The organism is Halomonas sp. RT37 (assembly GCF_040070525.1).
Lineage (GTDB): Bacteria > Pseudomonadota > Gammaproteobacteria > Pseudomonadales > Halomonadaceae > Halomonas > Halomonas litopenaei.
In genome coordinates, this window is record NZ_CP098827.1 from 3,295,109 (window position 1) to 3,320,925 (window position 25,817).

The 25,817-nt window shown below is 63.9% G+C and carries 22 protein-coding genes; 13 read left to right on the forward strand and 9 right to left on the reverse strand.

Annotated elements, in window-relative coordinates:
* Window positions 1-354 precede the first annotated feature (354 nt).
* The gene (gene infA / locus NFG58_RS14405) at window positions 355-573 is read left to right on the forward strand and encodes a translation initiation factor IF-1 (RefSeq protein WP_013332816.1); all 219 of its coding nucleotides are present in this window, start codon (window positions 355-357) and stop codon (window positions 571-573) included.
* A gap of 380 nt (window positions 574-953) precedes the next feature.
* Here infA and clpA read toward each other — a convergent pair whose 3' ends face one another.
* The 3 genes from clpA to icd form a co-directional block, all read right to left on the reverse strand.
* Window positions 954-3,230, reverse strand: a complete 2,277-nt coding sequence (gene clpA / locus NFG58_RS14410) for an ATP-dependent Clp protease ATP-binding subunit ClpA (protein WP_045992909.1) — start codon at window positions 3,228-3,230, stop codon at window positions 954-956.
* A gap of 204 nt (window positions 3,231-3,434) precedes the next feature.
* A complete protein-coding gene (gene clpS / locus NFG58_RS14415) occupies window positions 3,435-3,767 on the reverse strand; it encodes an ATP-dependent Clp protease adapter ClpS (protein ID WP_045992910.1) in 333 nt (110 codons plus the stop codon).
* A 303-nt stretch (window positions 3,768-4,070) separates the two neighbouring features.
* Window positions 4,071-5,327 (reverse strand): NADP-dependent isocitrate dehydrogenase, encoded by a 1,257-nt coding sequence (gene icd / locus NFG58_RS14420; RefSeq protein ID WP_045992911.1) that lies wholly within the window; start codon window positions 5,325-5,327, stop codon window positions 4,071-4,073.
* A gap of 145 nt (window positions 5,328-5,472) precedes the next feature.
* Here icd and NFG58_RS14425 point away from each other — a divergent pair, with 145 nt between their 5' ends.
* The 9 genes from NFG58_RS14425 (at window position 5,473) to NFG58_RS14465 (ending at window position 14,506) form a co-directional block, all read left to right on the forward strand.
* On the forward strand, window positions 5,473-6,063 hold the full coding sequence (locus NFG58_RS14425) for a pseudouridine synthase (RefSeq protein ID WP_108133262.1): 591 nt from the start codon (window positions 5,473-5,475) through the stop codon (window positions 6,061-6,063).
* Window positions 6,060-6,509, forward strand: coding sequence for an NUDIX hydrolase (locus NFG58_RS14430; protein WP_045992993.1), 450 nt, complete (start codon window positions 6,060-6,062; stop codon window positions 6,507-6,509). The genes NFG58_RS14425 and NFG58_RS14430 overlap by 4 nt, the downstream gene beginning before the upstream one ends.
* Window positions 6,510-6,577: 68 nt before the next feature.
* The gene (gene mnmA, locus NFG58_RS14435) at window positions 6,578-7,690 is read left to right on the forward strand and encodes a tRNA 2-thiouridine(34) synthase MnmA (protein ID WP_045992913.1); all 1,113 of its coding nucleotides are present in this window, start codon (window positions 6,578-6,580) and stop codon (window positions 7,688-7,690) included.
* Window positions 7,687-8,325, forward strand: a complete 639-nt coding sequence (hflD, locus tag NFG58_RS14440; protein WP_045992914.1) for a high frequency lysogenization protein HflD — start codon at window positions 7,687-7,689, stop codon at window positions 8,323-8,325. Before mnmA ends, hflD begins: the two co-directional genes overlap by 4 nt.
* A gap of 40 nt (window positions 8,326-8,365) precedes the next feature.
* The gene (purB, locus tag NFG58_RS14445; protein ID WP_348826821.1) at window positions 8,366-9,739 is read left to right on the forward strand and encodes an adenylosuccinate lyase; all 1,374 of its coding nucleotides are present in this window, start codon (window positions 8,366-8,368) and stop codon (window positions 9,737-9,739) included.
* Between the two features lie 126 nt (window positions 9,740-9,865).
* On the forward strand, window positions 9,866-11,053 hold the full coding sequence (locus NFG58_RS14450; RefSeq protein WP_348826822.1) for a cupin domain-containing protein: 1,188 nt from the start codon (window positions 9,866-9,868) through the stop codon (window positions 11,051-11,053).
* Window positions 11,046-11,474: a GNAT family N-acetyltransferase gene (locus NFG58_RS14455; RefSeq protein WP_348814576.1), complete on the forward strand. Its 429-nt coding sequence runs from the start codon at window positions 11,046-11,048 to the stop codon at window positions 11,472-11,474. The genes NFG58_RS14450 and NFG58_RS14455 overlap by 8 nt, the downstream gene beginning before the upstream one ends.
* A gap of 460 nt (window positions 11,475-11,934) precedes the next feature.
* The gene (locus NFG58_RS14460; RefSeq protein ID WP_108133257.1) at window positions 11,935-13,530 is read left to right on the forward strand and encodes an isocitrate lyase; all 1,596 of its coding nucleotides are present in this window, start codon (window positions 11,935-11,937) and stop codon (window positions 13,528-13,530) included.
* A gap of 505 nt (window positions 13,531-14,035) precedes the next feature.
* The gene (locus NFG58_RS14465; RefSeq protein ID WP_108449068.1) at window positions 14,036-14,506 is read left to right on the forward strand and encodes a glycine zipper 2TM domain-containing protein; all 471 of its coding nucleotides are present in this window, start codon (window positions 14,036-14,038) and stop codon (window positions 14,504-14,506) included.
* 169 nt (window positions 14,507-14,675) lie between these two features.
* Here the strand turns inward: NFG58_RS14465 and NFG58_RS14470 are convergent, their stop codons facing one another.
* Window positions 14,676-14,951 (reverse strand): hypothetical protein, encoded by a 276-nt coding sequence (locus NFG58_RS14470; protein WP_045992920.1) that lies wholly within the window; start codon window positions 14,949-14,951, stop codon window positions 14,676-14,678.
* A gap of 220 nt (window positions 14,952-15,171) precedes the next feature.
* Between NFG58_RS14470 and NFG58_RS14475 the strand changes: the two genes are divergently transcribed.
* The gene (locus NFG58_RS14475; RefSeq protein WP_045992921.1) at window positions 15,172-15,654 is read left to right on the forward strand and encodes a peptidylprolyl isomerase; all 483 of its coding nucleotides are present in this window, start codon (window positions 15,172-15,174) and stop codon (window positions 15,652-15,654) included.
* 195 nt (window positions 15,655-15,849) lie between these two features.
* Here NFG58_RS14475 and NFG58_RS14480 read toward each other — a convergent pair whose 3' ends face one another.
* Together NFG58_RS14480 and NFG58_RS14485 are read right to left on the reverse strand one after the other, a co-directional pair.
* Complete coding sequence (locus tag NFG58_RS14480) at window positions 15,850-16,494, reverse strand: CDP-alcohol phosphatidyltransferase family protein (protein ID WP_108133256.1); 645 nt, start codon at window positions 16,492-16,494, stop codon at window positions 15,850-15,852.
* Window positions 16,495-16,604: 110 nt separating this feature from the next.
* Window positions 16,605-18,863, reverse strand: coding sequence for an FAD-dependent oxidoreductase (locus NFG58_RS14485; protein WP_348826823.1), 2,259 nt, complete (start codon window positions 18,861-18,863; stop codon window positions 16,605-16,607).
* 330 nt (window positions 18,864-19,193) lie between these two features.
* Between NFG58_RS14485 and msrA the strand changes: the two genes are divergently transcribed.
* Complete coding sequence (gene msrA, locus NFG58_RS14490; protein ID WP_348826824.1) at window positions 19,194-19,835, forward strand: peptide-methionine (S)-S-oxide reductase MsrA; 642 nt, start codon at window positions 19,194-19,196, stop codon at window positions 19,833-19,835.
* Between the two features lie 116 nt (window positions 19,836-19,951).
* On the opposite strand, the gene NFG58_RS14495 is transcribed toward msrA, so the two are convergent.
* Window positions 19,952-21,172 (reverse strand): MFS transporter, encoded by a 1,221-nt coding sequence (locus NFG58_RS14495; RefSeq protein WP_348828141.1) that lies wholly within the window; start codon window positions 21,170-21,172, stop codon window positions 19,952-19,954.
* Window positions 21,173-21,260: 88 nt separating this feature from the next.
* Here NFG58_RS14495 and NFG58_RS14500 point away from each other — a divergent pair, with 88 nt between their 5' ends.
* Window positions 21,261-22,148, forward strand: a complete 888-nt coding sequence (locus NFG58_RS14500) for a LysR substrate-binding domain-containing protein (protein ID WP_348826825.1) — start codon at window positions 21,261-21,263, stop codon at window positions 22,146-22,148.
* Window positions 22,149-22,287: 139 nt separating this feature from the next.
* Here NFG58_RS14500 and NFG58_RS14505 read toward each other — a convergent pair whose 3' ends face one another.
* Window positions 22,288-22,914: an NlpC/P60 family protein gene (locus NFG58_RS14505; protein ID WP_231498679.1), complete on the reverse strand. Its 627-nt coding sequence runs from the start codon at window positions 22,912-22,914 to the stop codon at window positions 22,288-22,290.
* Between the two features lie 239 nt (window positions 22,915-23,153).
* A complete protein-coding gene (locus tag NFG58_RS14510; protein WP_348826826.1) occupies window positions 23,154-25,610 on the reverse strand; it encodes a DUF1266 domain-containing protein in 2,457 nt (818 codons plus the stop codon).
* Window positions 25,611-25,817 lie beyond the last annotated feature (207 nt).

A 25,817-nucleotide genomic window follows, 5' to 3' on the forward strand; every position in this document is an offset into this window, starting at 1 on the left:
AGCCGATCAGCCATCTGCCTTTGCCATCTGAGTCCGGGGATACTGGAAAGCGGCAGAATATCGCGCACTTTGAGGGCCGATCAGCCATCTGCCTTTGCCATCTGGCTCCGGGGATACTGGAAAGCAGCAGAATATCGCGCACTTTGAGGGCCGATCAGCCATCTGCCTTTGCCATCTGCTTCCGGGGATACTGGAAAGCGGCAGAATATCGCGCACTTTGAGGGCCGATCAGCCATCTGCCTTTGCCATCTGCTTCTGCATCCGGCAGAATATCGCGCTATCCTGACCACAGTAACGGCAGTGACGCCTCAAGGTCAGGCATCTTTTCGATTTCACCAGCGAGGATTCGCCTATATGGCACGCGAAGACCATATCGAAATGGAAGGCGTGGTCGTCGACACCCTTCCCAACACCATGTTCCGGGTCGAACTGGAAAACGGCCACGTGGTGACCGCCCACATCTCGGGCAAGATGCGCAAGAACTACATCCGCATCCTGACCGGTGACAAGGTCAAGGTCGAGCTGACTCCCTACGACCTGTCCAAGGGTCGCATCGTCTACCGTTCCCGTTGAGAACGGCCGGCGTCAGCGCTTCAGCGCCGACGCTACTTGCCGGTAACGCGCCTTAGCGGCGCGCCCCACCCCACCGGCAAGCGCAGCCCCCTTTTGCAAGACAGCAAGACTCTGGTGCAGCACCAGCCCTGCTTTGCCTGACGCAGCAGGGCGGCACTGCCTCGTCCAAAAGCCGGGCAACGACCCGCTACCGGGGATTCGCACGGCTGTTGCCGTCCAGACCCTGCTGGATACAAACGACGACGCCCCGTCGTTGACGGGGCGTCGCGTAGTTTCACTTCCTGACCAGTCGAAGCAACCAACTTGCTGATAGTCTCAGCAGGCAGGCCCAACAGGCAGGCTTCAGGCTTGGCCACACCCCACAAAGCCTGCCTCGACGCTCAAGGCGCGTCGGCCATCTCCACGTCGGTGGACAGGTGAAGCTCTCCGTCCTCCAGACTGACGTGCACCAGCCCACCGTGCTCGGCCAGATCCCCAAACAGGATCATCTCGGCCAGGGGCTTCTTCAGCTTTTCCTGGATCAGTCGAGCCATGGGGCGGGCGCCCATGTCCGGGTCGTAACCCATGGTCGCCAGCCAATCGCGCGCCTCGTCGTCCACCTCGAGCTGCACCCGCTTCTCGTCGAGCTGGGCCTGCAGTTCCACCAGGAACTTGTCGACCACATTGCGTACGACAGGCTTGGCCAGCGACGCGAACTGGATGATGCCATCCAGACGGTTGCGGAACTCCGGCGTGAAGGTCTTGCGAATCGCCTCCATGGCATCGGTGGAGTGGTCCTGGGTCTGGAAACCGATCGAGCGACGCGTCGCGATCTCGACCCCGGCGTTGGAGGTCATGATCAGAATGACGTGACGGAAATCCGCCTCGCGCCCGTTGTTGTCGGTCAGACGACCGTGGTCCATGACCTGCAGCAGCAGGTTGAAGACCTCGGGGTGCGCCTTCTCGATCTCGTCGAGCAGCAGCACGCAGTGGGGCTGCTTGGTGACCGCCTCGGTCAGCAGACCACCCTGGTCATAGCCGACATAGCCAGGAGGTGCGCCGATCAGCCGCGAAACCGTGTGCCGTTCCATGTACTCGGACATGTCGAAGCGCAGCAGTTCGACCCCCATGATATGGGCCAGCTGACGCGCCACCTCGGTCTTGCCGACGCCGGTGGGGCCGGCGAACAGGAAGCTGCCGACCGGCTTGTCCGGCGACTTGAGCCCGGCGCGGGACAGCTTGATCGCCGCCGCCAGGCTGTCGATGGCCTCATCCTGACCGAACACCAGCATCTTGAGATCGCGATCCAGGTTCTCGAGCAGCTTGCGATCGGAGCTGGATACGCTCTTCGGCGGAATCCGCGCGATGGAAGCGACCACCGCCTCGACCTGATCGACGTCGATGGTGTCCACGCGCATTTCCGGCGGCAACAGGCGCTGGTGGGCACCGGCCTCATCGATGACATCGATGGCCTTGTCCGGCAGGAAGCGGTCGTTGATGTAGCGATCCGCCAGCCGCGCGGCGCTGTCCAGCGCGGCGTCGGTGTACTTGAGCTGGTGGTGCTCCTCGAAGCGTGAACGCAGCCCCTTGAGGATCTTGATGGAGTCCTCGACCGAGGGGGCCATCACATCGACCTTCTGGAAACGACGTGCCAGGGCACGATCCTTCTCGAAGATACCGCGGAATTCCTGGAAGGTGGTGGAGCCGATACAGCGCAGCTCGCCGGAGGACAGCAGCGGCTTGAGCAGGTTCGATGCGTCCATCACTCCACCGGACGCCGCACCGGCGCCGATCACCGTATGGATCTCATCGATGAACAGGATGGCGTTGGGCAGCTTGCGCAGTTCCGCCAGCAGGCTCTTCAAGCGCTTCTCGAAGTCACCACGATACTTGGTACCCGCCAGCAGCGCGCCCATGTCCAGCGAGTACACCACGGCGTCGCCGATCACATCGGGCACGTCTTCCTCGACGATGCGCTTGGCCAGGCCCTCGGCGATGGCGGTCTTGCCGACGCCGGCCTCACCGACCAGCAAGGGGTTGTTCTTGCGCCGCCGTGCCAGAATCTGCACCACCCGCTCGAGCTCGTGATCACGCCCGATCAGGGGGTCGATCTTGCCCATGCGGGCCTGCTCGTTGAGGTTGGTGGCAAAACCGGTCAACGGATTGCCGCCGGCCTCGCTGCCGGCTTCCTCGGCGTCCTCGGCCTCGGGAGCCGCCGAAGACGGGCTCTGGCCGTGGCCGGTGACCTTGGAGATCCCGTGGGCGATGTAGTTGACCGCATCGACCCGTGCCACGTTCTGCTGCTTGAGGAAGTAGACCGCCTGGCTCTCCTGCTCGGAGAAGATCGCAACCAGTACGTTGGCACCGGTCACTTCGCTCTTGCCAGAAGACTGCACGTGGAACACGGCCCGCTGAAGCACTCGCTGGAAGCCCAGCGTCGGCTGGGTCTCGCGCTCGGTCTGGTCTTCCGGAATCAGCGGGGTGGTGGAATTGATGAAATCCTGCAGGTCGGACCGCAGCTTGTCGAGATTGGCCCCACAGGCACGCAGCACATCTGATGCTGAAGCATTATCCAGAAGCGCCAGCAACAAGTGCTCCACGGTCATGAACTCATGGCGCTTGGAACGCGCCACGGTGAAGGCCGTGTTCAGGGTCAGTTCAAGTTCTTTGCTCAGCATGGCAGTCCCCTTCTCGCCGCATAGGGCTTGCATCGGATCTTTTGTGGTCCGGCACCATCAACATCGGGTACAAATGGCGCCGTTGCAAGTTCTTCGTCAACGCAGCAGCCGTCTCTCGTTAACGCGGGGCCGGCTTGTGCGGATCTGTGACCACTCGTCGCCGCCAGCGGCAGCACTGTCAGGGCGATCCGATATCGACCCGTCTCAGTCCGCTGCCTCGATATCGCTCAACAGCGGATGCTGGCACTCTCTCGCATACTCGTTGACCTGATGGCTCTTGGTCTCGGCGATGTCATGGGTAAAGACACCGCAGGTTGCCTTTCCGTGGCTGTGGACCGTCAGCATGATCTGCACGGCGGTCTCGCTGTCCAGATGGAAGAAGGTCTGCAGCACCTCCACCACAAACTCCATGGGGGTGAAGTCGTCGTTATGCAAGACAACCTTATACATGGGTGGCCTGGCCACCTCGGGGTCAGCCTCCTGGGTCGCCAGGTCACCGTCATCCTGCTCGCCCGGCTCACTGGGCGGACGGGTCATTCCGGCGAAGGGGGCACGGATCCAGACAGGATCCTCCTCTCTTGCGTTGAACATAGGCCTCACACTGTCAATCGGGTGCCTGCGCCCACCCGCGTCGAGCATTGGACGTCGGCGGCGCGGCAGGGTTCCGTTCCGTCTCCCATTATCGGAAATCCGACGGACGCTTTCACGCAAAAAACGTACAAAGCAAAAAGCCCCCGCCCGAGCGGGCGAGGGCCTTTTCAGAGCGCCGCGATGAACAGCCGGTACGGGCGATAGCGATCACCGGCACCAGACGCTGTCATCGGACGATCGGTACGTCGCTTACATGTTGTCGGCGACGGCCTGACCGAACTCGGAGCACTTGAACAGCGTGGCGTTTTCCATCAGGCGATGGAAGTCGTAGGTGACCTCGCCCTTGCTGATGGCCTTCTCCACGCCCTTGAGCACCAGATCGGCGGCCTCGACCCAACCCATGTGGCGCAGCATCATCTCGGCGGAGAGGATCAGCGAGCCCGGGTTGACCTTGTCCTGGCCGGCGTACTTCGGCGCGGTGCCGTGGGTCGCCTCGAACATGGCGGTGGTGTCGGAGATGTTGGCGCCCGGCGCGATGCCGATGCCGCCCACTTCCGCCGCCAGGGCGTCGGACAGGTAGTCACCGTTCAGGTTCAGGGTGGCGATGACGTCGTATTCGGCCGGACGCAGCAGGATCTGCTGCAGCATGGCGTCGGCGATGACGTCCTTGACCACGATGTCCTTGCCGGTCTTCGGGTTCTTGAAGGTCATCCAGGGGCCGCCATCGAGGAGTTCGGCGCCGAACTCTTCCTTGGCCAGCTCGTAGCCCCAATCCTTGAAGGAGCCTTCGGTGAACTTCATGATGTTGCCCTTGTGCACCAGGGTCAGCGACTCGCGGTCGTTGTCGATGGTGTACTGCAGGGCCTGACGGACCAGACGCTTGGTGCCTTCGATGGAGACCGGCTTGACGCCGATGCCACAGTTCTCGGGGAAGCGGATGTTGGTGACACCCATCTCTTCACGCAGGAACTTGATGACCTTGTCGGCTTCCGCGGTACCGGCCTTCCATTCGATGCCGGCGTAGATATCTTCGGAGTTCTCGCGGAAGATGACCATGTCGACGTCGGCAGGCTTCTTGACCGGGCTCGGCACGCCTTCGAACCAGCGCACCGGGCGCTGACAGACGTACAGGTCCAGCTTCTGGCGCAGCGCCACGTTCAGTGAACGGATGCCGCCACCGACCGGCGTGGTCAGCGGGCCCTTGATGGAAACGATGTAGTCCTTGACCGCTTCCAGGGTCTCTTCCGGCAGCCAGGTGTCCGCGTCATAGACGTGGGTGGCCTTCTCGCCGGCGTAGACTTCCATCCAGTGGATCTTGCGCTCGCCGTTGTAAGCCTTCTGCACAGCGGCGTCGATGGCGATCTTCATCGCCGGGGTCACGTCGACACCGATACCGTCACCCTCGATGAAGGGAATGATCGGATTATTCGGTACGTTCAGGCTGTTGTCGGCGTTGGCGGTGATCTTTTCGCCGCCCTCAGGGACGACAATTTTCTGGAAACCCATTGAGAACTCCCCTGTCAGGTCTATTCAGTGGAGCGCGGAGTATAGCATTACCCCCCGCGCCCGGAGTAGGCTTTGTCGACAATCTTTGGAAAAGGCCTAAACGGCCCGCCGCCACGCCTTCCGAGCCAGATCATCGAGCCCGCCCATGAGTCAACTTTATCTGCTGCACAAGCCCTATCGGGTGCTGTCCCAGTTCACCGATGACCAGGGACGCAATACCCTGGCCTCGCTGATCGACGTGCCGGACATCTATCCGGCCGGCCGCCTCGACTACGATTCCGAAGGCCTGTTGTTGCTCAGTGACGATGGCGAGTTGATTCATCGTATCAGCCACCCGCGCCACAAGCAGCCGAAGACGTATCGAGTGCTCGTCGAGGGACAGCCGGACGATCGGGCCTTGAAGGCGCTCGCCGAAGGGGTCACTCTCAAGGATGGACCCACCCGGCCGGCCAAGGTCCGGCGACTGACGACCAGCGGGCTGCCCGAGCGCACGCCGCCCCTGGACCCGAAGCGCCATCCCGTTACCTGCTGGCTGGAGCTGACCATCAGCGAGGGGCGCAACCGCCAGGTGCGCAGGATGACCGCCCATGTGGGCCACCCGACGCTGAGGCTGGTACGCGTCGCCATCGGCCCCTGGCGGCTCGACGGCCTGGCCCCGGGACAATGGCAGCGCCAGACGCTGCACGCGCCAAAGCGCCCCCGGGGCTCAGCCCCTACAACAAGGAGACGCCGATAATGCGCTGGACCCCCTACGTGACCGTGGCCACGGTGGTCGAACGAGCCGGTCGTTTCCTGCTGGTGGAAGAAGACCGTGGCGGCCCCCATACCCTGTTCAACCAGCCCGCCGGCCACCTGGAACCCGGTGAGCGCATCCGCGACGGCGCCCTGCGCGAGGTCGCCGAAGAGACCGCCTGGCGGGTCGGCATCACCGACTACCTGGGCATGTACGTGTACGAGGCCCCGGACGGCAAGACCTTCCACAGCCACGCCTTCTTCGGCATGGCGCTGGCCCACCTGGGCACCGAACTGGACCGGGATATCATGGCCATCCATTGGCTGACCCTGGAGGACGTCGAGGCGCTGGAGCGCGAGGGCCGCCTGCGCAGCCCACTGGTGATCAAGCGCATCCGCGACGCCCTGGCCGGCAAGACCTTCCCGATGGAGGTGCTGCACGAACGCTGAGGCTTCGGTTGACGGGTGCAATTCGTGTATAATCACCGCCCATTTGCCCCACCACTCCGAGAGTCGTTATGTCAGCGTCCACCGGCAAAGTCATCGTCGGCATGTCCGGCGGCGTCGATTCCTCCGTTTCCGCCCTCCGCCTGATCCAACAGGGCTATCAGGTGGAAGGGCTGTTCATGAAGAACTGGGATGAGGACGACGGCACCGAATACTGCACCGCCATGGAAGACCTGGCGGACGCCGAAGCGGTGTGCAAGAAGCTCGACATCCCCCTGCACACGGCCAACTTTGCCGCCGAGTACTGGGACAATGTGTTCGAGCACTTCCTCGCCGAGTACAAGGCCGGACGCACACCGAATCCCGATATCCTTTGCAACCGCGAAATCAAGTTCAAGGTGTTCCTCGACTACGCCGAGATGCTCGGCGCCGAGATGATCGCCACCGGTCACTATGTTCGCCGCGGCGAGCGCGACGGCCGCCCGCGACTGCTCAAGGGACTCGACGGCAACAAGGACCAGAGCTACTTCCTGCACGCCGTGCCGGAAGCCGCCATCGCGCGCACCCTGTTCCCGGTGGGCGAGATCGAAAAGCCCGAGGTTCGCGCCATCGCCGAACAGCACGATCTGGTTACCGCAAAGAAGAAGGACTCCACCGGTATCTGCTTCATCGGCGAGCGCCGCTTCAGCGACTTTCTCAAGCAGTACCTGCCGGCCCAGCCGGGGACCATCGAGACACCGGACGGCGACGTCATCGGCGATCACATGGGCCTGATGTACTACACCCTGGGCCAGCGCCAGGGCCTCGGCATCGGCGGTCTCGCCAACTATTCGGAAGACCCCTGGTACGTGGCCGGCAAGGACCTCGAGCGCAACGTGCTGATCGCGGTTCAAGGCAAGCATCACCCCCTGTTGTACACCGACAGCCTGGCCACCGAGGCGATGGATTGGGTCGCCGGTGAACCGCCTTGCGCCGAGGGGCGCTTCAGCGCCAAGACCCGCTATCGTCAGGACGACGTGCCATGCACGCTGACGACCCGGGCCGATGGCGGCGTCGCGGTACACTTCGACGACCCACAGCGGGCCGTGACACCGGGCCAATCGCTGGTCATCTACGACGGTGACGTCTGCCTCGGCGGCGGCGTCATCCGGTCCACCTGGAACGCCGAGGAGCGAGCGGCATGACCGATTCGGTACCTATCCACCGCGCCCCCGAGTCCCCGGCGGCTCGCCAGGCGATCGCCCTGGCCGGCGTATTTCAGGCCGCCCATCTGGTCGACGAGCTGGCGCGCACCGGCCAGGTCGACAGCCGCGCCTGGGACACCCAGATCACCGCCACCCTGGAAACCAACCCGCCAACCTTCGAATCCATCTATGGCGGGCATCCCAACAATCTGCGCCTGGGGCTCGAGACCCTGGAGGCAGTGCTCGGCCGACGCCAGGCCAACCCGGTGGTGATGCGCTACGGCTTCAGCCTGATGCTGCTGATGAACAAGCTGCGCACCCAGCCCGACATGATGGACGCGCTCGGCACCCACCTGACCCGTATCCAGGGCCAGGCCGAACACTTCGGTCCGACCCACGAGAACGTCGTGGCGAGCCTCGGCGAGGCCTACCAGCAGACGCTTTCCACCTTCAAGAACCGAATCGTGGTCCAGGGCGACCCTTCGCTGCTGCAAAGCCGGATGATGCCTGAGCGGGTCCGCGCCTGCCTGCTCTCCGGCATTCGCTTCGGCCTGCTGTGGCACCAGCAGGGCGGACGTCGCTGGAAGCTGATCTTCCAGCGGGGCAGCCTCAAGCGCGCCCTGGACACCCTCTGATCGCTCGATCTTCCTTTCCTACCCGTACCGGAAAACCGCCATGCAACTCTCCGCTCTCACCGCCCTCTCTCCCGTCGACGGTCGCTACGGCAGCAAGGCCGAATCACTGCGCGAACACTTCAGCGAATTTGGCCTGATCCGCGCCCGCGTCATCGTCGAGATCCGCTGGCTGGAGCGCCTGGCCGCGCACCCGCAGATCACCGAGGTGCCGGAGCTGTCGGCCACCGCCACAGCCTTCCTGGATGGCCTGGTCAAGAACTTCAGCGAAGCCGACGCGGCGCGCATCAAGGACATCGAGCGCACCACCAACCACGACGTCAAGGCGGTCGAGTACTGGATCAAGGAAGCCATTGCCGACAATGCAGAGCTGCATGCCGTCACCGAGTTCGTGCACTTCGCCTGCACCAGCGAGGACATCAACAACCTGTCCTACGGCGTGATGCTGCGCGATGGCCTCGACAGCCTGCTGCCGACCATGCGCCAGGTGGCCGACGAGATCGCCCGTCTGGCCGAAGAGCACGCTGCCGTGCCAATGCTGTCGCGCACCCATGGTCAGACCGCCAGCCCCACCACCCTGGGCAAGGAAATGGCCAACGTGGCCTACCGTCTGCGCCGCCAGCTCAAGCAGATCGAAAGCGCCGAGGTACTGGGCAAGATCAACGGCGCCGTGGGCAACTACAACGCCCACCTGGCCACCTACCCGGACATCGACTGGGAGGCCAACGCTCGCACCTTCGTCGAAGGCCTGGGCCTGACCTTCAATCCCTATACCACCCAGATCGAACCCCACGACTATATCGCCGAGCTGTTCGACGCTGTGTGTCGCTTCAACACCATCCTGATCGACTTCGATCGTGACGTCTGGGGCTACATCTCGCTGGGTTACTTCAAGCAGCGCACCGTGGCCGGCGAGATCGGCTCCTCGACCATGCCGCACAAGGTCAACCCGATCGACTTCGAGAACTCCGAGGGTAATCTGGGCCTGGCCAATGCCATCCTCGCCCACCTGGCCCAGAAGCTGCCGATCTCCCGTTGGCAGCGTGACCTGACCGACTCCACCGTGCTGCGCAACCTGGGCGTCGGTCTGGCCTACGGCCTGATCGCCTACCAGGCCTCGCTGAAAGGCATCGGCAAGCTGGAGGCCAATCCCCAGCGTCTGGCCGAGGACCTGGACGCCAGCTGGGAAGTGCTGGCCGAGCCAATCCAGACGGTGATGCGTCGCTTCGGCATCGAGAAGCCCTACGAAAAGTTGAAGGAGCTGACCCGCGGCAAGCGCATCGACCAGGCCGGTTTCGCCGCCTTCATCGATGGCCTGGAACTGCCCGACGAGGTCAAGGCAGAGCTCAAGCAGCTGACCCCCGGCAACTACATCGGCAATGCCGTCGAGCAGGCTCGCGCCCTGCCGCAGCACTGAGCCGGAGCCGCTGACAGAACCCCGCTTCACCCCGCCAATCGGTGGGGTGAGGCGTTTCTGGAGCCCTCTCTTCGGGGCCGGGGCCGATACCTAGCCCGCTACTCCCAATCACCATCAGGATTCCTCATGTCAACTGATACCCCCCTCACCCTGCTGGGCGGCCTGACATCGGCAGAGTTCCTGCGCGATGTCTGGCAACAGCAACCGCTGCTGATCCGTGGCGCCTTCCCCGACTTCGACAACCCGCTGACGCCAGACGAACTGGCCGGGCTCGCCTGCGAGGACAATATCGAGGCACGCCTGGTCGAGGAACAGGGCCCCGACGGACCCTGGCAGGTCAGCCACGGCCCCTTCGACGAGGCCACCTTCGCCCGCCTGCCGGAGCACGACTGGACCCTGCTGGTACAGGCGGTGGATCACTATGTGCCGGAGGTCGCCGCCCTGCTGGAGGACTTCACCTTCCTGCCGCGCTGGCGCCTGGATGACATCATGGTCAGCTACGCGCCTCCGGGGGGCAGTGTCGGCCCGCACCTGGACCAGTACGATGTCTTCCTGCTCCAGGGCAGTGGTCAGCGCCGCTGGCAGCTTGGCGGCAAGGTGGCCGATGACGCACCCATCGTGCGCGGCATCGACCTGCGTATCCTCGAGACCTTCGAGGTCAACGCCGAACAGGACTGGGTGCTGGAGCCCGGCGACATGCTCTACCTGCCCCCCGGCTGGGCACACCATGGGGTCAGTCAGAGCGATGACTGCATGACCTACTCGGTGGGCTTTCGCGCCCCCTCGGCGGACGAGGCGATCACCTCCTTCGCCGACTACCTGGGTGAGCAGCAACCCCCCTCTCGCCGCTACGGCGATGCCGGAATGACCCCGGCCGAGGACCCGGGCGAACTCGATCAGGCAGCGCTGTCACGCATGCGCCAGTTGATCCTCGAGACCCTGGACGATCCGGCCCAGATGGCCCAGTGGTTCGGCCGGGTGATGACCCAGCCCAAGTACGTGGACCAGCTCGAGCCCAGCGAGACACCGACGGCGCCAGACGAGCTTGTTGCTGCACTACAGGAAGGCGAAGTGCTGGTGGCCGCGCCGGGCTCTCGCTTCGCCTGGCACGCGCTGGCGGACGACCGGGCCACCCTGTTTGCCGACGGCGACGGCATCGACTGCGATCTGGCGCTGGCCCGCGAGATCGCCAACCGCGGCGAGTTCGACGCCTCGCTGCTCGACTACCCCGGCGCCGCCGAGGTGCTGACACGGCTGTTCGACTCCGGCAGCCTTGGCTGGCCGGTTGACGACATGGAGGACGACGATGCCTGAGGTGGTGATCGAACAGGGAAGCTGGGAACAACTGGGGGAAGCGGCCGGTGACATTCGCTATCGCGTCTTCGTCATCGAACAGCAGGTGCCGATCGAGGAAGAGTGGGACGGCCTCGACCCCGACTGCCTGCATTTCCTGGCGCGCCAGGACGAGCGTGTACTGGGTACGGCGAGACTGCTGCCCGATGGCCATATCGGTCGCGTCGCGGTGCTTGCCGAAGCCCGTGGACTCGGCGTCGGCGTGGCGCTGATGCGCGCCACCATCAAGGCTGCGCGACAGCGTGGTCACTCGAGCGTCGAGCTCGCCGCCCAGACCCATGCGCTCGGTTTCTACGAAGCCCTGGGCTTCCGCGCCGAGGGAGATATCTTCCTCGACGCCGGCATTCCGCATCGCAATATGACCCTCTCCCTGAACGACTGACCTCTCCGTCAGCTCCTCCGTTCAGGAAACTCAACTACAGGAATGTGCCTCTACGGCGCTTTCCTGTAGTCGGACTACAACGCCTTGTCCCCCCAAGTACCAATGGCGAACCCCCGCCGCTGTGGGCCATAGTCACAACCATGGCGCAGCGGACAGACCTCGATGGCGAGTCAGATCGCTCACTTTGTAGTCGACCTCTACCGTTCCGCCAAGATTCGACCAAGGCCGTAAAGACTTCTCGGCCAAGGTGCAGGAACCTGACTACACTTCGCAGGTGCAGCATGGCATGGCGAGCAGTCGATCCTCTTGCAATGACGCCAACCGCAAGAGCCTGCAAGCCACTGGAGCCAAAGGCCGGTCGAAAGCGACCGCCCCGACACCGCCCCTCACCATGGATGCCAGGCAAGTCGTATCAGAACGTCGAACCAAACAGTCGATTCAACATCAGGACGGCCCGATCATGACCTTTCGTGAAGAACTGAAGACCCTGACCCAGCTTCGTGAAGCCCAGCGCGGCAAGTGGGACAACATCGATCCGGAAAGCGCCGCCCGCATGCGCGTGCAGAACCGTTTCCGCACTGGTCTCGACATCGCTCGCTACACCGCCGCCATCATGCGCGAGGACATGGCCGCCTACGACGCCGACACCGCCAACTACACCCAGTCTCTGGGCTGCTGGCACGGCTTCATCGGTCAGCAGAAGCTGATTTCCATCAAGAAGCACTTTGGCAACACCAAGCGCCGCTACCTCTACCTGTCCGGCTGGATGGTCGCCGCCCTGCGCAGCGAGTTCGGTCCGCTGCCCGACCAGTCCATGCACGAGAAGACCAGCGTGGCATCGCTGATCGAGGAGCTCTACACCTTCCTGCGCCAGGCCGACACCTGGGAGCTCAACCACCTGTTCCGTGCCCGAGAAGAAGCCAAGGAAGCCGGTGACAGCGCCAAGGTCGACGATCTGACCAACCAGATCGACAACCACGAAACGCACATCGTGCCGATCATCGCCGACATCGACGCCGGTTTCGGCAACGCCGAGGCCACCTACCTGCTGGCCAAGAAGATGATCGAGGCCGGTGCCTGCTGTATCCAGCTCGAGAACCAGGTGTCCGACGAGAAGCAGTGCGGCCACCAGGACGGCAAGGTCACCGTGCCCCACGAGGACTTCATCGCCAAGATCAACGCCGTACGTTACGCCTTCCTTGAACTGGGCGTGGATGATGGGGTGATCGTGGCCCGTACCGATTCCCTGGGTGCCGGCCTGACCCAGAAGATCGCGGTCACCAACGAGCCAGGCGACCTGGGCGATCAGTACAACAGCTTCCTCGACGGTGAAGAGATTTCCTCGGCCTCCGATATCGACAACGGCGACGTGGTGATCAAGCAGAACGGCAAGTTGGTAAAGGTCAAGCGTCTCGCCTCCGGCCTCTATCAGTTCAAGCCTGGCACCGGCGAAGACCGGGTGGTGCTGGACTGCATCACCAGCCTGCAGAACGGTGCCGATCTTTTGTGGATCGAGACCGAAAAGCCCCACGTCGGCCAGATCGCCGGCATGGTCAACCGCATCCGCGAGGCGGTGCCCAGCGCCAAGCTGGTCTACAACAACTCGCCGTCGTTCAACTGGACGCTGAACTTCCGCCAGCAGGTGTTCGACGCCTGGGAAGCCGAAGGCAAGGACGTCTCCGCCTACGAGCGTGCCGACCTGATGAACGCACGCTACGACGACACTGAGCTTGGCCAACTGGCCGACGAGTGGACGCGCAACTTCCAGCGTGACGCCGCCCGCGAGGCAGGCATCTTCCACCACCTGATCACCCTGCCGACCTACCACACGGCCGCCCTGTCTACCGACAACCTGGCCAAGGGCTACTTCGGCGACGAGGGCATGCTGGCCTACGTGGCGGGTGTGCAGCGCCGCGAGATCCGCGAGGGTATCGCCACCGTTCGCCACCAGGACATGGCCGGCTCCAATATCGGTGACGACCACAAGGAGTTCTTCCACGGCGACGCGGCGCTCAAGGCCGGCGGCAAGGACAACACCATGAACCAGTTCGGCTAAGGATCGCGGGCCAGCGGCACCCAGTCACTGAGCCCAGACACTGAGCCCTGTGACTGTGAGAAAGGGAGGCCGTCGGCCTCCCTTTTTGCTGTCCGTGACCTTGCCCTGCCAAGCCAGCCTTTCCTTCTTCCCTGGCAAGGGCCTACTCTCGAACTAACACGTCTGGCTCCAGCGAGTCCGACAACTGCAGCCATGCGACTCCCTCCGATGCCCATTGGCCTGGCAGGTCCGGTTCGGCATATGATGAATGTCAGGAAAGCGCTGTCGGCGCGACTCAGTGGCAGTCGCGGGGCGACAAGGGCGACAGGCGGACGGCCACCATGGGACGGACGAGACCCGATCATCGTTGGATCCGGGGAACCATCGCCCTGTCAAAGCCTCCAAACAGGCGTTACACTATTTTCGAACAGCGTTTGCGAACTTTGGTGCGGTACCACTACAAGCGAATGTGACCCGAACCGATGCGTTCAGAATGCGGCGCAGAAGACATTCAAGGAGAATCGCCATGAAAACTTCCATCCTTCCTGTCCTGGCGCTGAGCGTCGTGGTGCTTGCCGGCTGCACCGCCACCAATCAGTACTCGGGCAACGTCTATTCCGGCAACCAGGCTCAGACCGCCCAGAACGTGCAGTTCGGCACCATCACCGCCCTGCGTCGCGTCCAGATCCAGGGTGAAAGCTCCGCCGGCGGCATCCTCGGCACCGGTGGTGGCGCGGTGATCGGTGGCCTGCTCGGCAACCAGGTCGGCGGCGGTTCCGGTCGCACCATCGCCACCGCCGCAGGTGCCATCGGTGGCGCCGTGGCCGGCAACCAGATCGAGAAAGGCGTCAACCGCACCGACGCCTGGGAGATGGAGATTCGCAAGGACAGCGGCCAGACCGTGGTCGTCGTGCAGAAGGCAGACCAGGCCTTCCAGGTGGGGCAGCGTGTTCGCCTGATCGGCAGCGGTTCACGTCAGAGTGTTGCCCCCTACTGAGGGCTTGACGAAGGCGCTCGCGAAAGGGGCTTGTCCTTGTAAGCGACAACAGCACTTCGCTCCGCCGCAAACATCTCTGCGTTACATACAAAGGGCCCTGAGGCGTATCCGCCTCAGGGCCCTTTCGGTGATCACCAGGTGAACGCCAGGTGATTCACGTCACCACCGACTAGTGGACCTTGCCCATCACCCAGCAGCCCAGCTTGCAGCCCACCAGGGCGATGATGCCGATCACCAGCAGTGTCATCAGCATATCGATGGGGAAGACGATGAAGGTGGCCCCCAGCACGGCAAGGGCGGGGCACCAGATCCACTGGTCATCGTCACTGCGCAGTACCGCCGGCAGCAGGCTGCCCAGGGCACAGCTCAGGCCCTTGTCCCAGGCCTTGATCATCACCGCCAGCAGTACCGCAAAGGCCAGCACCCAGATCACAAATAGCGTCATGTTCAGCTCCGCAAGAAAAGCGTGAAAGGCAGAATCGAAAAATCTCACAAGAGGGTATCCCCACCACCGATACTGCGCAACAACCCGAAGGTGGCAGAGGGCGCGCGTGAATACCGTTCAGGATATGACCACACAAGGTGAAAAATGTCCCACGCCCCTGACAGCCCCAGCACCCACGCGTTACCATGCGTCCTCACACGCACTCACCAAAGGTTCATCAATGCAAATTGCGCAAAATTCCGTTGTCGCGTTCCACTACACCCTGACCAATGATGCAGGTGAAGTGCTGGACAGCTCGGAAGGCCGCGAGCCGCTGACCTACCTCCACGGCGCCGGCAACATCATTCCGGGTCTGGAAAAGGAACTCGAAGGCAAGGCCGCCGGCGACAAGGTCAACGCCAAGGTTGCCCCCGCCGAAGGTTACGGCGAAGTACAGGAGCAGCTCGTCCAGGAAGTGCCGCGTGACGCCTTCCAGGGTGTCGAGAGCATCGAGCCGGGCATGCAGTTCCAGGCGCAGACCCAGGGCGGTCCGCTGATGGTCACCGTGACCCAGGTCGAAGGCGACACCGTCACCGTCGACGGCAACCACCCGCTGGCCGGCCAGAACCTGAACTTCGACGTCGAGATCGCCGAAGTCCGTGAAGCCAGCCAGGAAGAAATCGAGCACGGCCACGTGCACGGCGAAGGCGGCCACGAGCACTGATCAGCGCTACGCTCGTCGGAAGCACCACGAGCATGCATGATCAAGTGCCGGCAAGATCAGGTGCCAGCAGGATCAAGCGCCAGCAGGATCAACAGCCGGCATGGTCAAGAGAAAGGGCAGCCCAGGCTGCCCTTTCGCGTGTCTGAGTATCACGTCTGATGAAAGGCCCCTCGCCTCGCGAGCCACGACCGGGGATCAGCTTCTGTCCTCGACGCCAGCGCCTCGCTCGATTGCCCTGAGGGTATGATAGCCGCCCCATAGCCGAGTGGCGGTGGTCAGCAGACAGGCCGCGGCGAACAGCCCTGCCAGCACAGGAAAGTGCGCCGGCCACAGACAAAAGGCCACCAGCGCCAGCACGGTCTCGGTACCTTCGGTCAGGCCGTGCAGATAGTAGAAGGCCTTGCGCTGGAAGCGTGGGCGCTCGAGATCATGGCGCGCCGCCATGATGGCGAAGGCCAGAAAGGACGTCCCGGTGCCGATAAAGGCAAACAGCAGCAGCGCTGCCGGCAAGGCGTTGCGCTCGCTGTCGGCCAGGGCAAAGCCGAGCACCACCGCGGCGTAGAAGACGAAGTCCAGCCCGATATCGAGAAATCCCCCGGCATCGCTGGGCGTACCCCGACGGCGCGCCAGCGCCCCGTCCAGGCCATCGGCGAGTCGATTGAGGAGGATCGCCGCCAGTGCCCATCCATAGGCCTGAACGGCCAGCAGCGGCAGTGCCAGCAAGCCGATAAGAAATCCCGCCAGAGTCACCTGATCAGGCGTCACCTTGCAGCGCTCCAGCATCTTGACCAGAGGCGCCAGGGGCGCCTGGGTTCTGGGCATGGTCCAGCGATCCAGCATAAAAGTCTCGTCAGCAGTAAAACGTCGGTTCGGTAGAAGGAAAGCACAAGCGGCGGGCCAGGGCCCACCGCTTGTGTCTTCAGGTCCAGGCTACTACCTGGGCGGTTCGCTCAGTCGTTGGACTGGGCAGAGGACAGCGACGATGCTTCGTGTCGCTCGGGGCTCGCACCGGCTCTGTCTCCCGTCACCGGCTGGCTTGAAGAATCGGCGTCGTCTCCCCCGCCTCGCCGCCAATTGAAGTAACGCTCCAGATACCCCAGGACCCGCTCGGGCTTGTTCGCGTTCTTCCACACCCCGGCGGCGGCCTTTACGGCTTCCGAGTGGGTCGGGTACGGGTGGATGGTCCCCAACAGCTTGTTCAGTCCGATACCGCGGGTCATTGCCAGGGTGAACTCCGCCAGCATCTCGCCAGCGCCAGCACCGACAATGGTGGCACCGAGAATGCGATCCTTGCCTGGTACGGTCAGCACCTTGACGAATCCGGTGGTATCGCCCTCGGCGATGGCCCGGTCGAGCTCGGACAAGGAATAGCGGGTGACCTCGAAGGCCACATTTTGCTCCTTGGCTTCGCGCTCGTTGAGCCCCACGCGCGCCACCTCCGGGTCACAGAAGGTGACCGCCGGCAGCGCCCGATAGCTCACATTGAAGCGCTTGAACTCGCCAAACAAGGCATTGACGGTGGCGTGCCAGGCCTGGTGGGCGCTGGCATGGGTCAGCTGGAAGGGCCCGACCACATCGCCACAGGCCCAGACATTGGGCAGCACTGACTGCAGCCCGCCATCCACGTCCAGGGTGCCGTTGTCGCGAGTGCCCACGCCCAGTTCTTCAAGCCCGAGCCCCTCGACGTTGGCCTGTCGACCCACCGCCACCAGCAACTGATCGAACTCCAGTTGCTCGATACGTGTCTCGCCTGCCTCGTTGACCTCGATCTCGAGTCGATGGAGATCACCGTCACCGGCCACCACCTTGAGCGCCCGGGTCGACAGGCACAGCGTCACGCCGCTGGCCTCGAGCCCCTGAGCCGCCTCCCTGGCGACGTCCTCGTCTTCGCGTGGCAAGAGTTGCGGGCCCATCTCCACCAGGGTGACCTGGCTACTCAGCCGGGCGAAGCTCTGGCCCAGTTCACTGCCGATCGGACCACCACCAAGCACCACCAGGCGCTTCGGCAATGCCTTTAGCTCCCACAGATTGTCGGAGGTCAGCACCTCGATATCCTCGATCCCCGGCAACGGCGGGACTCTGGGGCGGGCACCGCTGGCGATGATCACGTGACGGGTGGTCAGCACCTGTTCGCCAACCTGCACCCGCCAGGGATCGAGCAGCCTGGCTTCTCCTTCGACCACATCGACGCCCAAGCCCCGATAACGTTCCGGGCTATCATGGGGCTCGACCTCGGCGATGGCGCCGTGGACGTGGCCCATCACAGCGGCGAAGTCGACGCTTGGCTCACCGGCGCTGACACCATAGGACGGCGCCCGACGAATGTCCTCGGCGGCGCGAGCGGCGCGAATCAATGCCTTGGACGGCACACAGCCGGTATTGAGGCAGTCGCCGCCCATGCGGTGGCGCTCCACCAGGGTCACCTTGGCCTTCACCGCCGCGGCGATATAACTGGCGACCAGGCCCGCCGAGCCCGCACCGATCACCACGATATCCCGGTCAAAACGCGACGGGCGCTGGTATTCGGCGGCGAGCCGGCGACGCTTGAGCACCGCCACCACTGCCTTGGCGATCCAGGGAAACAAGCCGATCAACACAAAGGACAGGATCAGCCCTGGCGACAGGATGCCCGCCAGCGACTCGAGTTCACCCAGTTCCCGGCCAGCATTCACGAACACCATGGTACCCGGCAGCATGCCGAGCTGGCTGACCCAATAGAAGGTGGACAGACGCATGCGGGTCAGGCCGACCACCAGGTTGATCACGAAGAAGGGGAAGATCGGAATCAGCCGCAGCGTGAACAGGTAGAAGGCGCCTTCGCGCTCGATGCCGCCGTTGATTCGCGCCAGCTGGCGCGAAAAACGCGTCTCCAGCGTCTCACGCAGCAGGGTCCGGGCGATCACCGCGGCCAGGGTCGCGCCAAGCGAACTGGCGAAGGACACCAGCACCAGACCGATCCAGAAGCCGAACAAGGCCCCCGCCAGCAGCGTCAGCAACCCCGCCCCAGGCAGCGACAGCGCCGCCATCAGGATATAGACCGCGAAGAAGCCACCGGCCACGGTCCAGGGGTCCTCGTGGAACCACTGTTGAAATTGCGCCTGCTGGGCCTTGATCGCGTCCAGCGTAAAGGCCTCGTTGGCGCCGGTGACAAAGAACGCCACCACGGCGACGGCAATCAGTGCCAGCAAGATCCATTTGTTACGGGTCACCCGCGTCTCCTTCTAGGTCAACTGGTGTCGATGATCGGGTCGATGATCGATAGGTAGCCGTGGCCAGCAGCAGCGGCGCCCGTTGTCCTGCGCCCGTCTTGCGACGAGACGATGACGTTACCAGGAGCTGTGCGGCCGGCTATCGGGATGCAATCGAGAGTAGCAGTCTGCCTGAGTCGCGCACAGGCGACCGAGCCTTACGACCGAAAATGCAAAAAATCATCCCCTTATCGACAGCGCATGTAAGGATGCGCCTGCCACAATGACTGAACCAACCGGGAACTGCCCTACTCGAACCTTACAATGACGCCATCCTGACGGAGCCTACGAATGCGATATCCCTTCAATCAGCGTACCTTCCTGCTGGCCGGCCTGCTGACTGGTGCCGTGCTTTCCACGACCCCCGCCCTCGCCGCCGAAGAAAAGGCCATCTTCGCCGGAGGCTGCTTCTGGTGTGTCGAGGACGCCTTCGACAAGATCGATGGCGTCGAGGCTACCGTCTCTGGCTATGCGGCGGGCAACACCGATAATCCCACCTACGAAACCGTCAGCGCGGGGGGCACCGGACACGCCGAAGTGGTGGAAGTCACCTTCGACAGCGACACGGTGAGCTACCAGGATCTGCTCTACGTCTTCTGGCGCAATATCGATCCCTTCGTCGCCAACCGTCAGTTCTGCGATGAAGGCGATTCCTATCGCTCCGCCCTGCTGCCACTCAACGATGAACAGCGCGAACTGGCCGAGGCCAGCAAGGTGGACATCGCAGAGCGCTTCGACCAGCCGATCGAGACCACCATCGAAGATCCCGGCACCTTCTATCCGGCCGAGGACTATCACCAGAACTACTACCAGAAGAACAAGGTGCGCTACACCTTCTACAAGAACGCCTGCGGCCGTCCTGATCGACTCGAGGAAATCTGGGGAGACGAAGCCATGCCCCACGACGTGCCTGCCTCGTCCGCAGCATCCTGACGGCGCGGCGCTGACAGCAACGTCATGACACACCGATCGACCCTGGTGCGAGCCAAGGTCGATCGGTCTCTGCAACGCATCTGCAACCTATCAGCAACAGCGTCGCTGTAGCGTACTCATACGTGTTCGAGTCGACGCTCGACGACGCGCTGGTGTTGTGCACGCTGCAGCCGCTTTCCTAGCCGCCAGGACAGCCAGCCCGTGGTCGCCAGCACCAGCCAGCTGGCCGCCACCACCCCAGGCCAGCCCCGCCACAGCCAGAACGGCTCGAGCCACAGCGGCCCGAGACTCGCCCCCAGGTAGTAGAACACCAGATAGAGCGCCGATGCGCCGCCTCGTCCTTCGCGGGCCTGGCGACCGACCCAGCCCGAAGCGGTGGCGTGGCACAGAAAGAAGCCGAAGGCGCTGAGGGTCAAGGCGGCAATGATGACGGCGAGCATCGGTATCAGGGACACACCCAGCGCCAGCATCATGATGACAACGCCCACCCCCATGGTGGCGGGCGCTCCCGCTCTGGCGACGACCCTGGCAGATAACGTCGAGCCCAGAGTACCGCCCAGGTAGGTCAGAAACAGCAGGCCCAGCCAGCGGGGCCCGAGAGCAAAGGGTGCCTCGGCCAGACGAAAGGTCATGTAGCTGTACTGGTTGATGAACACCAGGAAGTTGAGACCACCGATCAGATAGGCCGACAGCAGCCATGGGTTGGCCAGGTGGCCACGCATCTGGCGGCAGGCGTGCCCCACTCGAAAGGGTTGAGGGGCAAAGGAGCTGGCCGCCGGCAGCAGCCACCAGAACACCGCCACGCCTACCAGGGTCAAACCGCCAACCGCCACGAAGCTCGCCTGGACGCCATACCATTCACCGATGACGCCTCCCAGCACGCGACCACCGATACCGCCCAGGGTATTGGCCGCGATATAGAGCCCCACGGCTCGACTCATCGCCTCCGGCGAGAACTCGTCGCCCATCCAGGCGATCGCCACCGCCGGCAGCCCTCCCAGGGCGACCCCCTGCAGCACGCGCGCGACCAGCAGCCAGTCGAGCCCAGGCGCAAATGCCGCCAACAGTGTCGCGAGAGCTGCCACCGACAGGCTCGCACGCATGATACCGCCCCGCCCGATGGCGTCGGACAAGGGCCCGTAGACCAGCAACGAGAGCGCCAGGGTAAGGGTGGCAAGCGACATCACCAGGCCCACCTTCAGGGTCGAAGCCTCATGGATATCGCGCAGCAGCGGCAGCAATGGCTGGGGGGCGTAGAGGTTGATGAACACCAGCATCGAGCCCAGACACAGGGCGAGGGTCGCCCTGCGCCAGGCAGGGGTATTGGCGTGAATCATGGCGGTCTCCGGTTGGCCTCGTCCATCTTCCATGCTTCACTACCATCACACCAACAGAAGAAAATGATGCTATCCATCACATTCCCTTATGTCGCTACCCTTTGACCTGCGCTCGCTGTCGCTGTTTGTCGCGGTGGTGGACCACGGCGGCTTCAGCGCCGCCGCCCGCGCCCGTCACATCGCCCAGTCCGCCGTCAGCCAGACCATCGCGGGCCTCGAGCGACGCCTCGACACTCGTCTGTTCGAGCGCCATGATCGGCGTGTTCGACTGACACCAGAAGGTGAGGTGCTGCTGGAACATGCCCGACGGCTGCTCGCCGACGCCAGTGCCACCGAACTGGCGCTGAAGGAACTCAACGGCCTGGTAAAGGGCGAAGTGCGCATCGGCATCCCCTCGATGCTGGGTTCCTACTATCTGCCGCCGCTGCTGATGGGCTTTGCCGCACGCCACCCTGGCATACGCATGACGGTGATCGAGGCGGGCGCCCGCCGACTGCAGGCAATGATCAAGGCACGCGAGCTGGACCTGGGAATCGTGGTCGAGGATGGCAGTGCCTGCGAACTGGAAACCGAGGCCCTGCTGCGCGCGGAGATGGTGGTATGCACGCCCCGGGACCACCCCTTCACGGCACGCCACAGCGTGACCCCGGAAGCCTTTCTGAGCGAGCCGCTGGTGCTGTTTCAGGACGGCTATTTTCACCGCGAGTTTGTCGACGCCATGGCCCGACGGCTGGATATCCAGCCCCGCCTGACGTTCCAGTCGAATCTGATCCCGCTGACCAAGGCCATCGTCCGCCAGGGCTTTGGCATCACCACCTTTCTGCGCCGGGTGATCGAGGAAGATGACCTGTCGGCGGTGCCCTTTGACCCCGCCGCCTGGCTGACCCTGTCGCTGGCCTGGCAGCCCCAGGGCTACCTGTCACGCGCCGAGCGCGCCTTTATCGACTACGCCCTGTCGCAACGCGACTCGTTGTAGCCCTGGAGGCGCCGAAGGCTCGCCAAGGACTGGCCGAGGCCTCGCCAGCCAAGCACCAATGCTACCCAACGCAAACGGGGCGAGCCCAGTGAAAGGCTCGCCCCGTTGTTGTGGCGACGTCGATGGCGCCGAGGACGCTTCAGCCGCCCATGCCCGCCGGGCTGTAGGCGAACTGGCGCATGCTCAACCGGGTGGGTTCCAGCGGTCGACGCGCCTGCCAGTAGTAGCGGCGCCAGTAGCTGTTATCCAGCTTGGAGATCATCACACCGCGCGACGATGAGGCGTGCAGAAAGCGCCCCTGGCCGACGTAGATGCCGACGTGGCGGTTGCCCGGAGGACGAAAGAACACCAGATCGCCGGGAGACAGCTGATCACGCGTGATCGGTTCGCCGGTATGCACCTGGCTGCCGGTGGTGCGCGGCAGCTGCACCTGGAAGGCATCGCTGAAGATGTTCTGCACCAGCGCCGAGCAGTCGATGCCGCTCATGCCGGTGCCGCCGAAACGATAGGGCGTACCCGCCCAGCGATCGTGCTCCGCCATCAGCGCCTCGCGGATGGCAGCGGCGGGATCTTCAAGGAAGCTTCCCCCTGCCGCTGGGTCCTCCAGCGGGGACATGCGCGAGGCGGCGCGTTCGGCCAGGCTCGGCATATCACGGGAAAAGTAGTCGTTATCGGCAGTATTCTGGTAGTTCGATGCCGCACAGCCTGACAGCAGGCCAAGCAACACCATCGCCGCTGTCACGCGGCTTGTCTGGGCGACGCTCATGCGACACACACCTCATTCCCTGAACCGGCTGGCTGACGGCCTGCCGGCGCCCAAGAGCCGCTGTGGAAGTGACGCACTCGTGTCACTACCATAACGCCCCTCAGCTGCAAGTTTGACAATTCGGCCTCCTTCTTGATGGGAGGCCTGACGAAAGATCAACACGATACTAGCCAAAATTATCCGATCTGACGATAGATCAGGACAATTTTTTGGCGTTTTTTTCTGCTGTTTCGCGACGATCAGTGCAGGGTTCGTCCATCTCCCGGCAAGGTATCGATGTGAAGCGGTGCCCAATGGCGGGGGCGCGCACCCGGGAAATCCAGGCTGGCCCAGGTGCCGGCGAGGGGCGGAGCGCCCGACAGCCAGGCCACCAGCGCCTGGCGGAAGCTGGCCAGAAACGCTTCGCGCTCCGGGGTTTCCCCCATGAAGAACGAAAATCCTGCATAGAGACCCCGGGCATACTCCTGCCAACCGGCGTAGTGCTCCGACGCCAACTGGTGCGCACGCTCGAGCAGTGCCAGGAAGTCCTGCTGAGCCAGCCAGCCCAGCTGGCGACCGGCGATCGCCAGGTCGACCGCCTGGGCCAGGTCCCAGGCGCACATGTCGACGTCATTGCACTGGTCGGCGTTGTCACGTACCCGCAGCAGGCGCTCCAGGTGATTGCGCTCTTCCTCGTTGCACTCACCGGACTCCAGGGTCGCAATCTCGGAATTCAGGCGCGCGCTGTTGAGGGTGTAGGGCGCGTAGTTGATCTGATATTCCTGGCGATCACCGGCGTCCAGCAGAAAGCGCACGAAATCGATCAGCTCGGTGGCGGAGTGCAGGCCGTAGTGTCCATCGATCCACTCCAGGATCGAAGCCCCTTCCCGGTCGCTTTCCGGCTGCGGCAGGCTCCAGGCGGCGGTGTTCAAGGGTCCCACCAGCGACAGCGCGGTAAAGTGCATCAGGCTCGGACGCTCGCCAGGCTCGCGCCAATCGCCGCTGCGCCACTCGAGCCAGTGGAACAGGCTACCCGGATCGTCCAGGTGCCAGCGAATCTCGTAGGTCAAGGAAGGCTGATCCGGTTCCGGCAACAGCGCATCCCAGGTCGCCCAGGCCTCGAGCAGGCGCTTGGGGGTGCTGTAGAACCGACACAGCACATCGCGCAGGGACGCCGCCATATCGGTCAGGCTGTCCTCGTCGAACTGCTCACTGTCCATGCTCATCAGCAAGTAGAAGGCATACTTCTCGGCCATATGGATGGTCGCCGAATGGCGGGTCGCCCTGGCCAGGCCATCACGACCTGCCAGATCCGCCTGGGGCGCATCACCAAAGGGGGTTCTGGCCGAAGGCAGCGCTCGATGCGCCGCGTCAGCCGCCAGCTGATTGAGATGATGGGCCTGGGCCGGCAGCCAGTAGCGCACCAGTGAGCGGGCGCCCTCGTCGGGGTGCAGATCGAGGGTCTCCGCCAGGTACTTGCGCGCCTCGTCACGACGCGCCTGGGGCAGCGGCGGAATCGGCCCCTGACGTGCCGCCAGCTCGGGTTCACGCACCGAGGCCAGCGCCAGCACCCAGTGGCGAGGCGAGGCGCGCCACTGCCTGGCCGCCTGGCGTGATGCCTCGACCTGCTCCTGGTCGAGCAACTCCTGCAACGAGCCATGCCAAGGGCTCACCGGCGAGCCCATCAGCAACTGCCAGTCGGCTGCCAGGGTCGGCAGCCTGTCCTGACCTTCGAACAGACCACGGCCGCGCTGATAGGAGCGCGCCAGGGCGCTCCAGTCACTGTAACGACGCTGGACCAGATCGCCTGCGTGGTGCGCCAGCAGCGACGCTTCCTGGGGTGTCAGCCAGCCAATGCAGCTGCCGGCCCAGGCCAGATCCACCGCCCTCAGCCAGTCCCAGGCGGCCCACTCCAGCGGCTCCCCCTGGTCCACGTAGCGGCACAGCAGGCGGCCGTATGGGCGCTCCTGAGGCGCCAGCCCCTCACACCAGGCCTGGCGTTCGCCGGCACTGACCGCCATCAACCGCGCGGCGTCGATATCCCAGCCCTGGCGATCCCCCTGACTGGTCAGCCACAGCAAGGCGCGCTTGAGATCCTCGGCGCCATGAATCTGCCAGACTTCCCCCAGCCAGGCCTCGACCCCGTCCCAGTCATCCATGCTGGCCGGCGTCATCAGTACCGGCGAGAAGGCCGCCCGCAGTCGCCAGACGCGATCTTCCGGGCTGTCAGGCCAGAGGGCGGCGGCAGGCTCGCGACTCAGCGCAGTGCCGAGCAACGGCCAGGTGATTCCGGCGCCCTCGCCTTCCAGCTTCGACAGCGCCCGGCAGGTATCGAGCAAGCCCTCATCGCCGCGAAGCCAGCCTTCGCCGCTGCGGGAGGCGCAGAGTGCCTCCAGCCATTCATCCAGGCTTGCGTGACGATGGTGGATGTCGCTGCACAGGCGTGCTGCCCAGCCACGACTCACCTCGGCCGACATCCATCCCGACGCCCCTGCCAGGGCCACCAGCTCAAGCGCTCCCAGCAGGTGGGAGGCAGGCAGCGTGTTCGACGCATTGAGCTCGAGCAGGCGCCACCCCAGTTCGCCCCGGTCGGGGATCTCGAGGGCGGCCAATCGCTCACGTGCCGCCTCTTCAGGCAGCATCAAGGGGTCAGGCATAAAGGCCCAGTCGCACAGCACCAGTTGCTGAGCCCACCAGGCATTGAGCGGATCAACCAAGTCTCACCTCGCAGAAACACGGAGTCAGGCCAGCCCGGTCCGGCCTGACACAAGGCGCCAAGGACCATCGCTTCGGGCAGCTAGAAGTCGGCGACACAGTGTACCGGAAACTGTTCGCCACGCCGATGGCGATTGTTGCCAATAGATCTTCCAGACCTGGGCCTCGAGGGCCCGGCAAGCCTCATCGATGCATTCTTCGAACGGGCG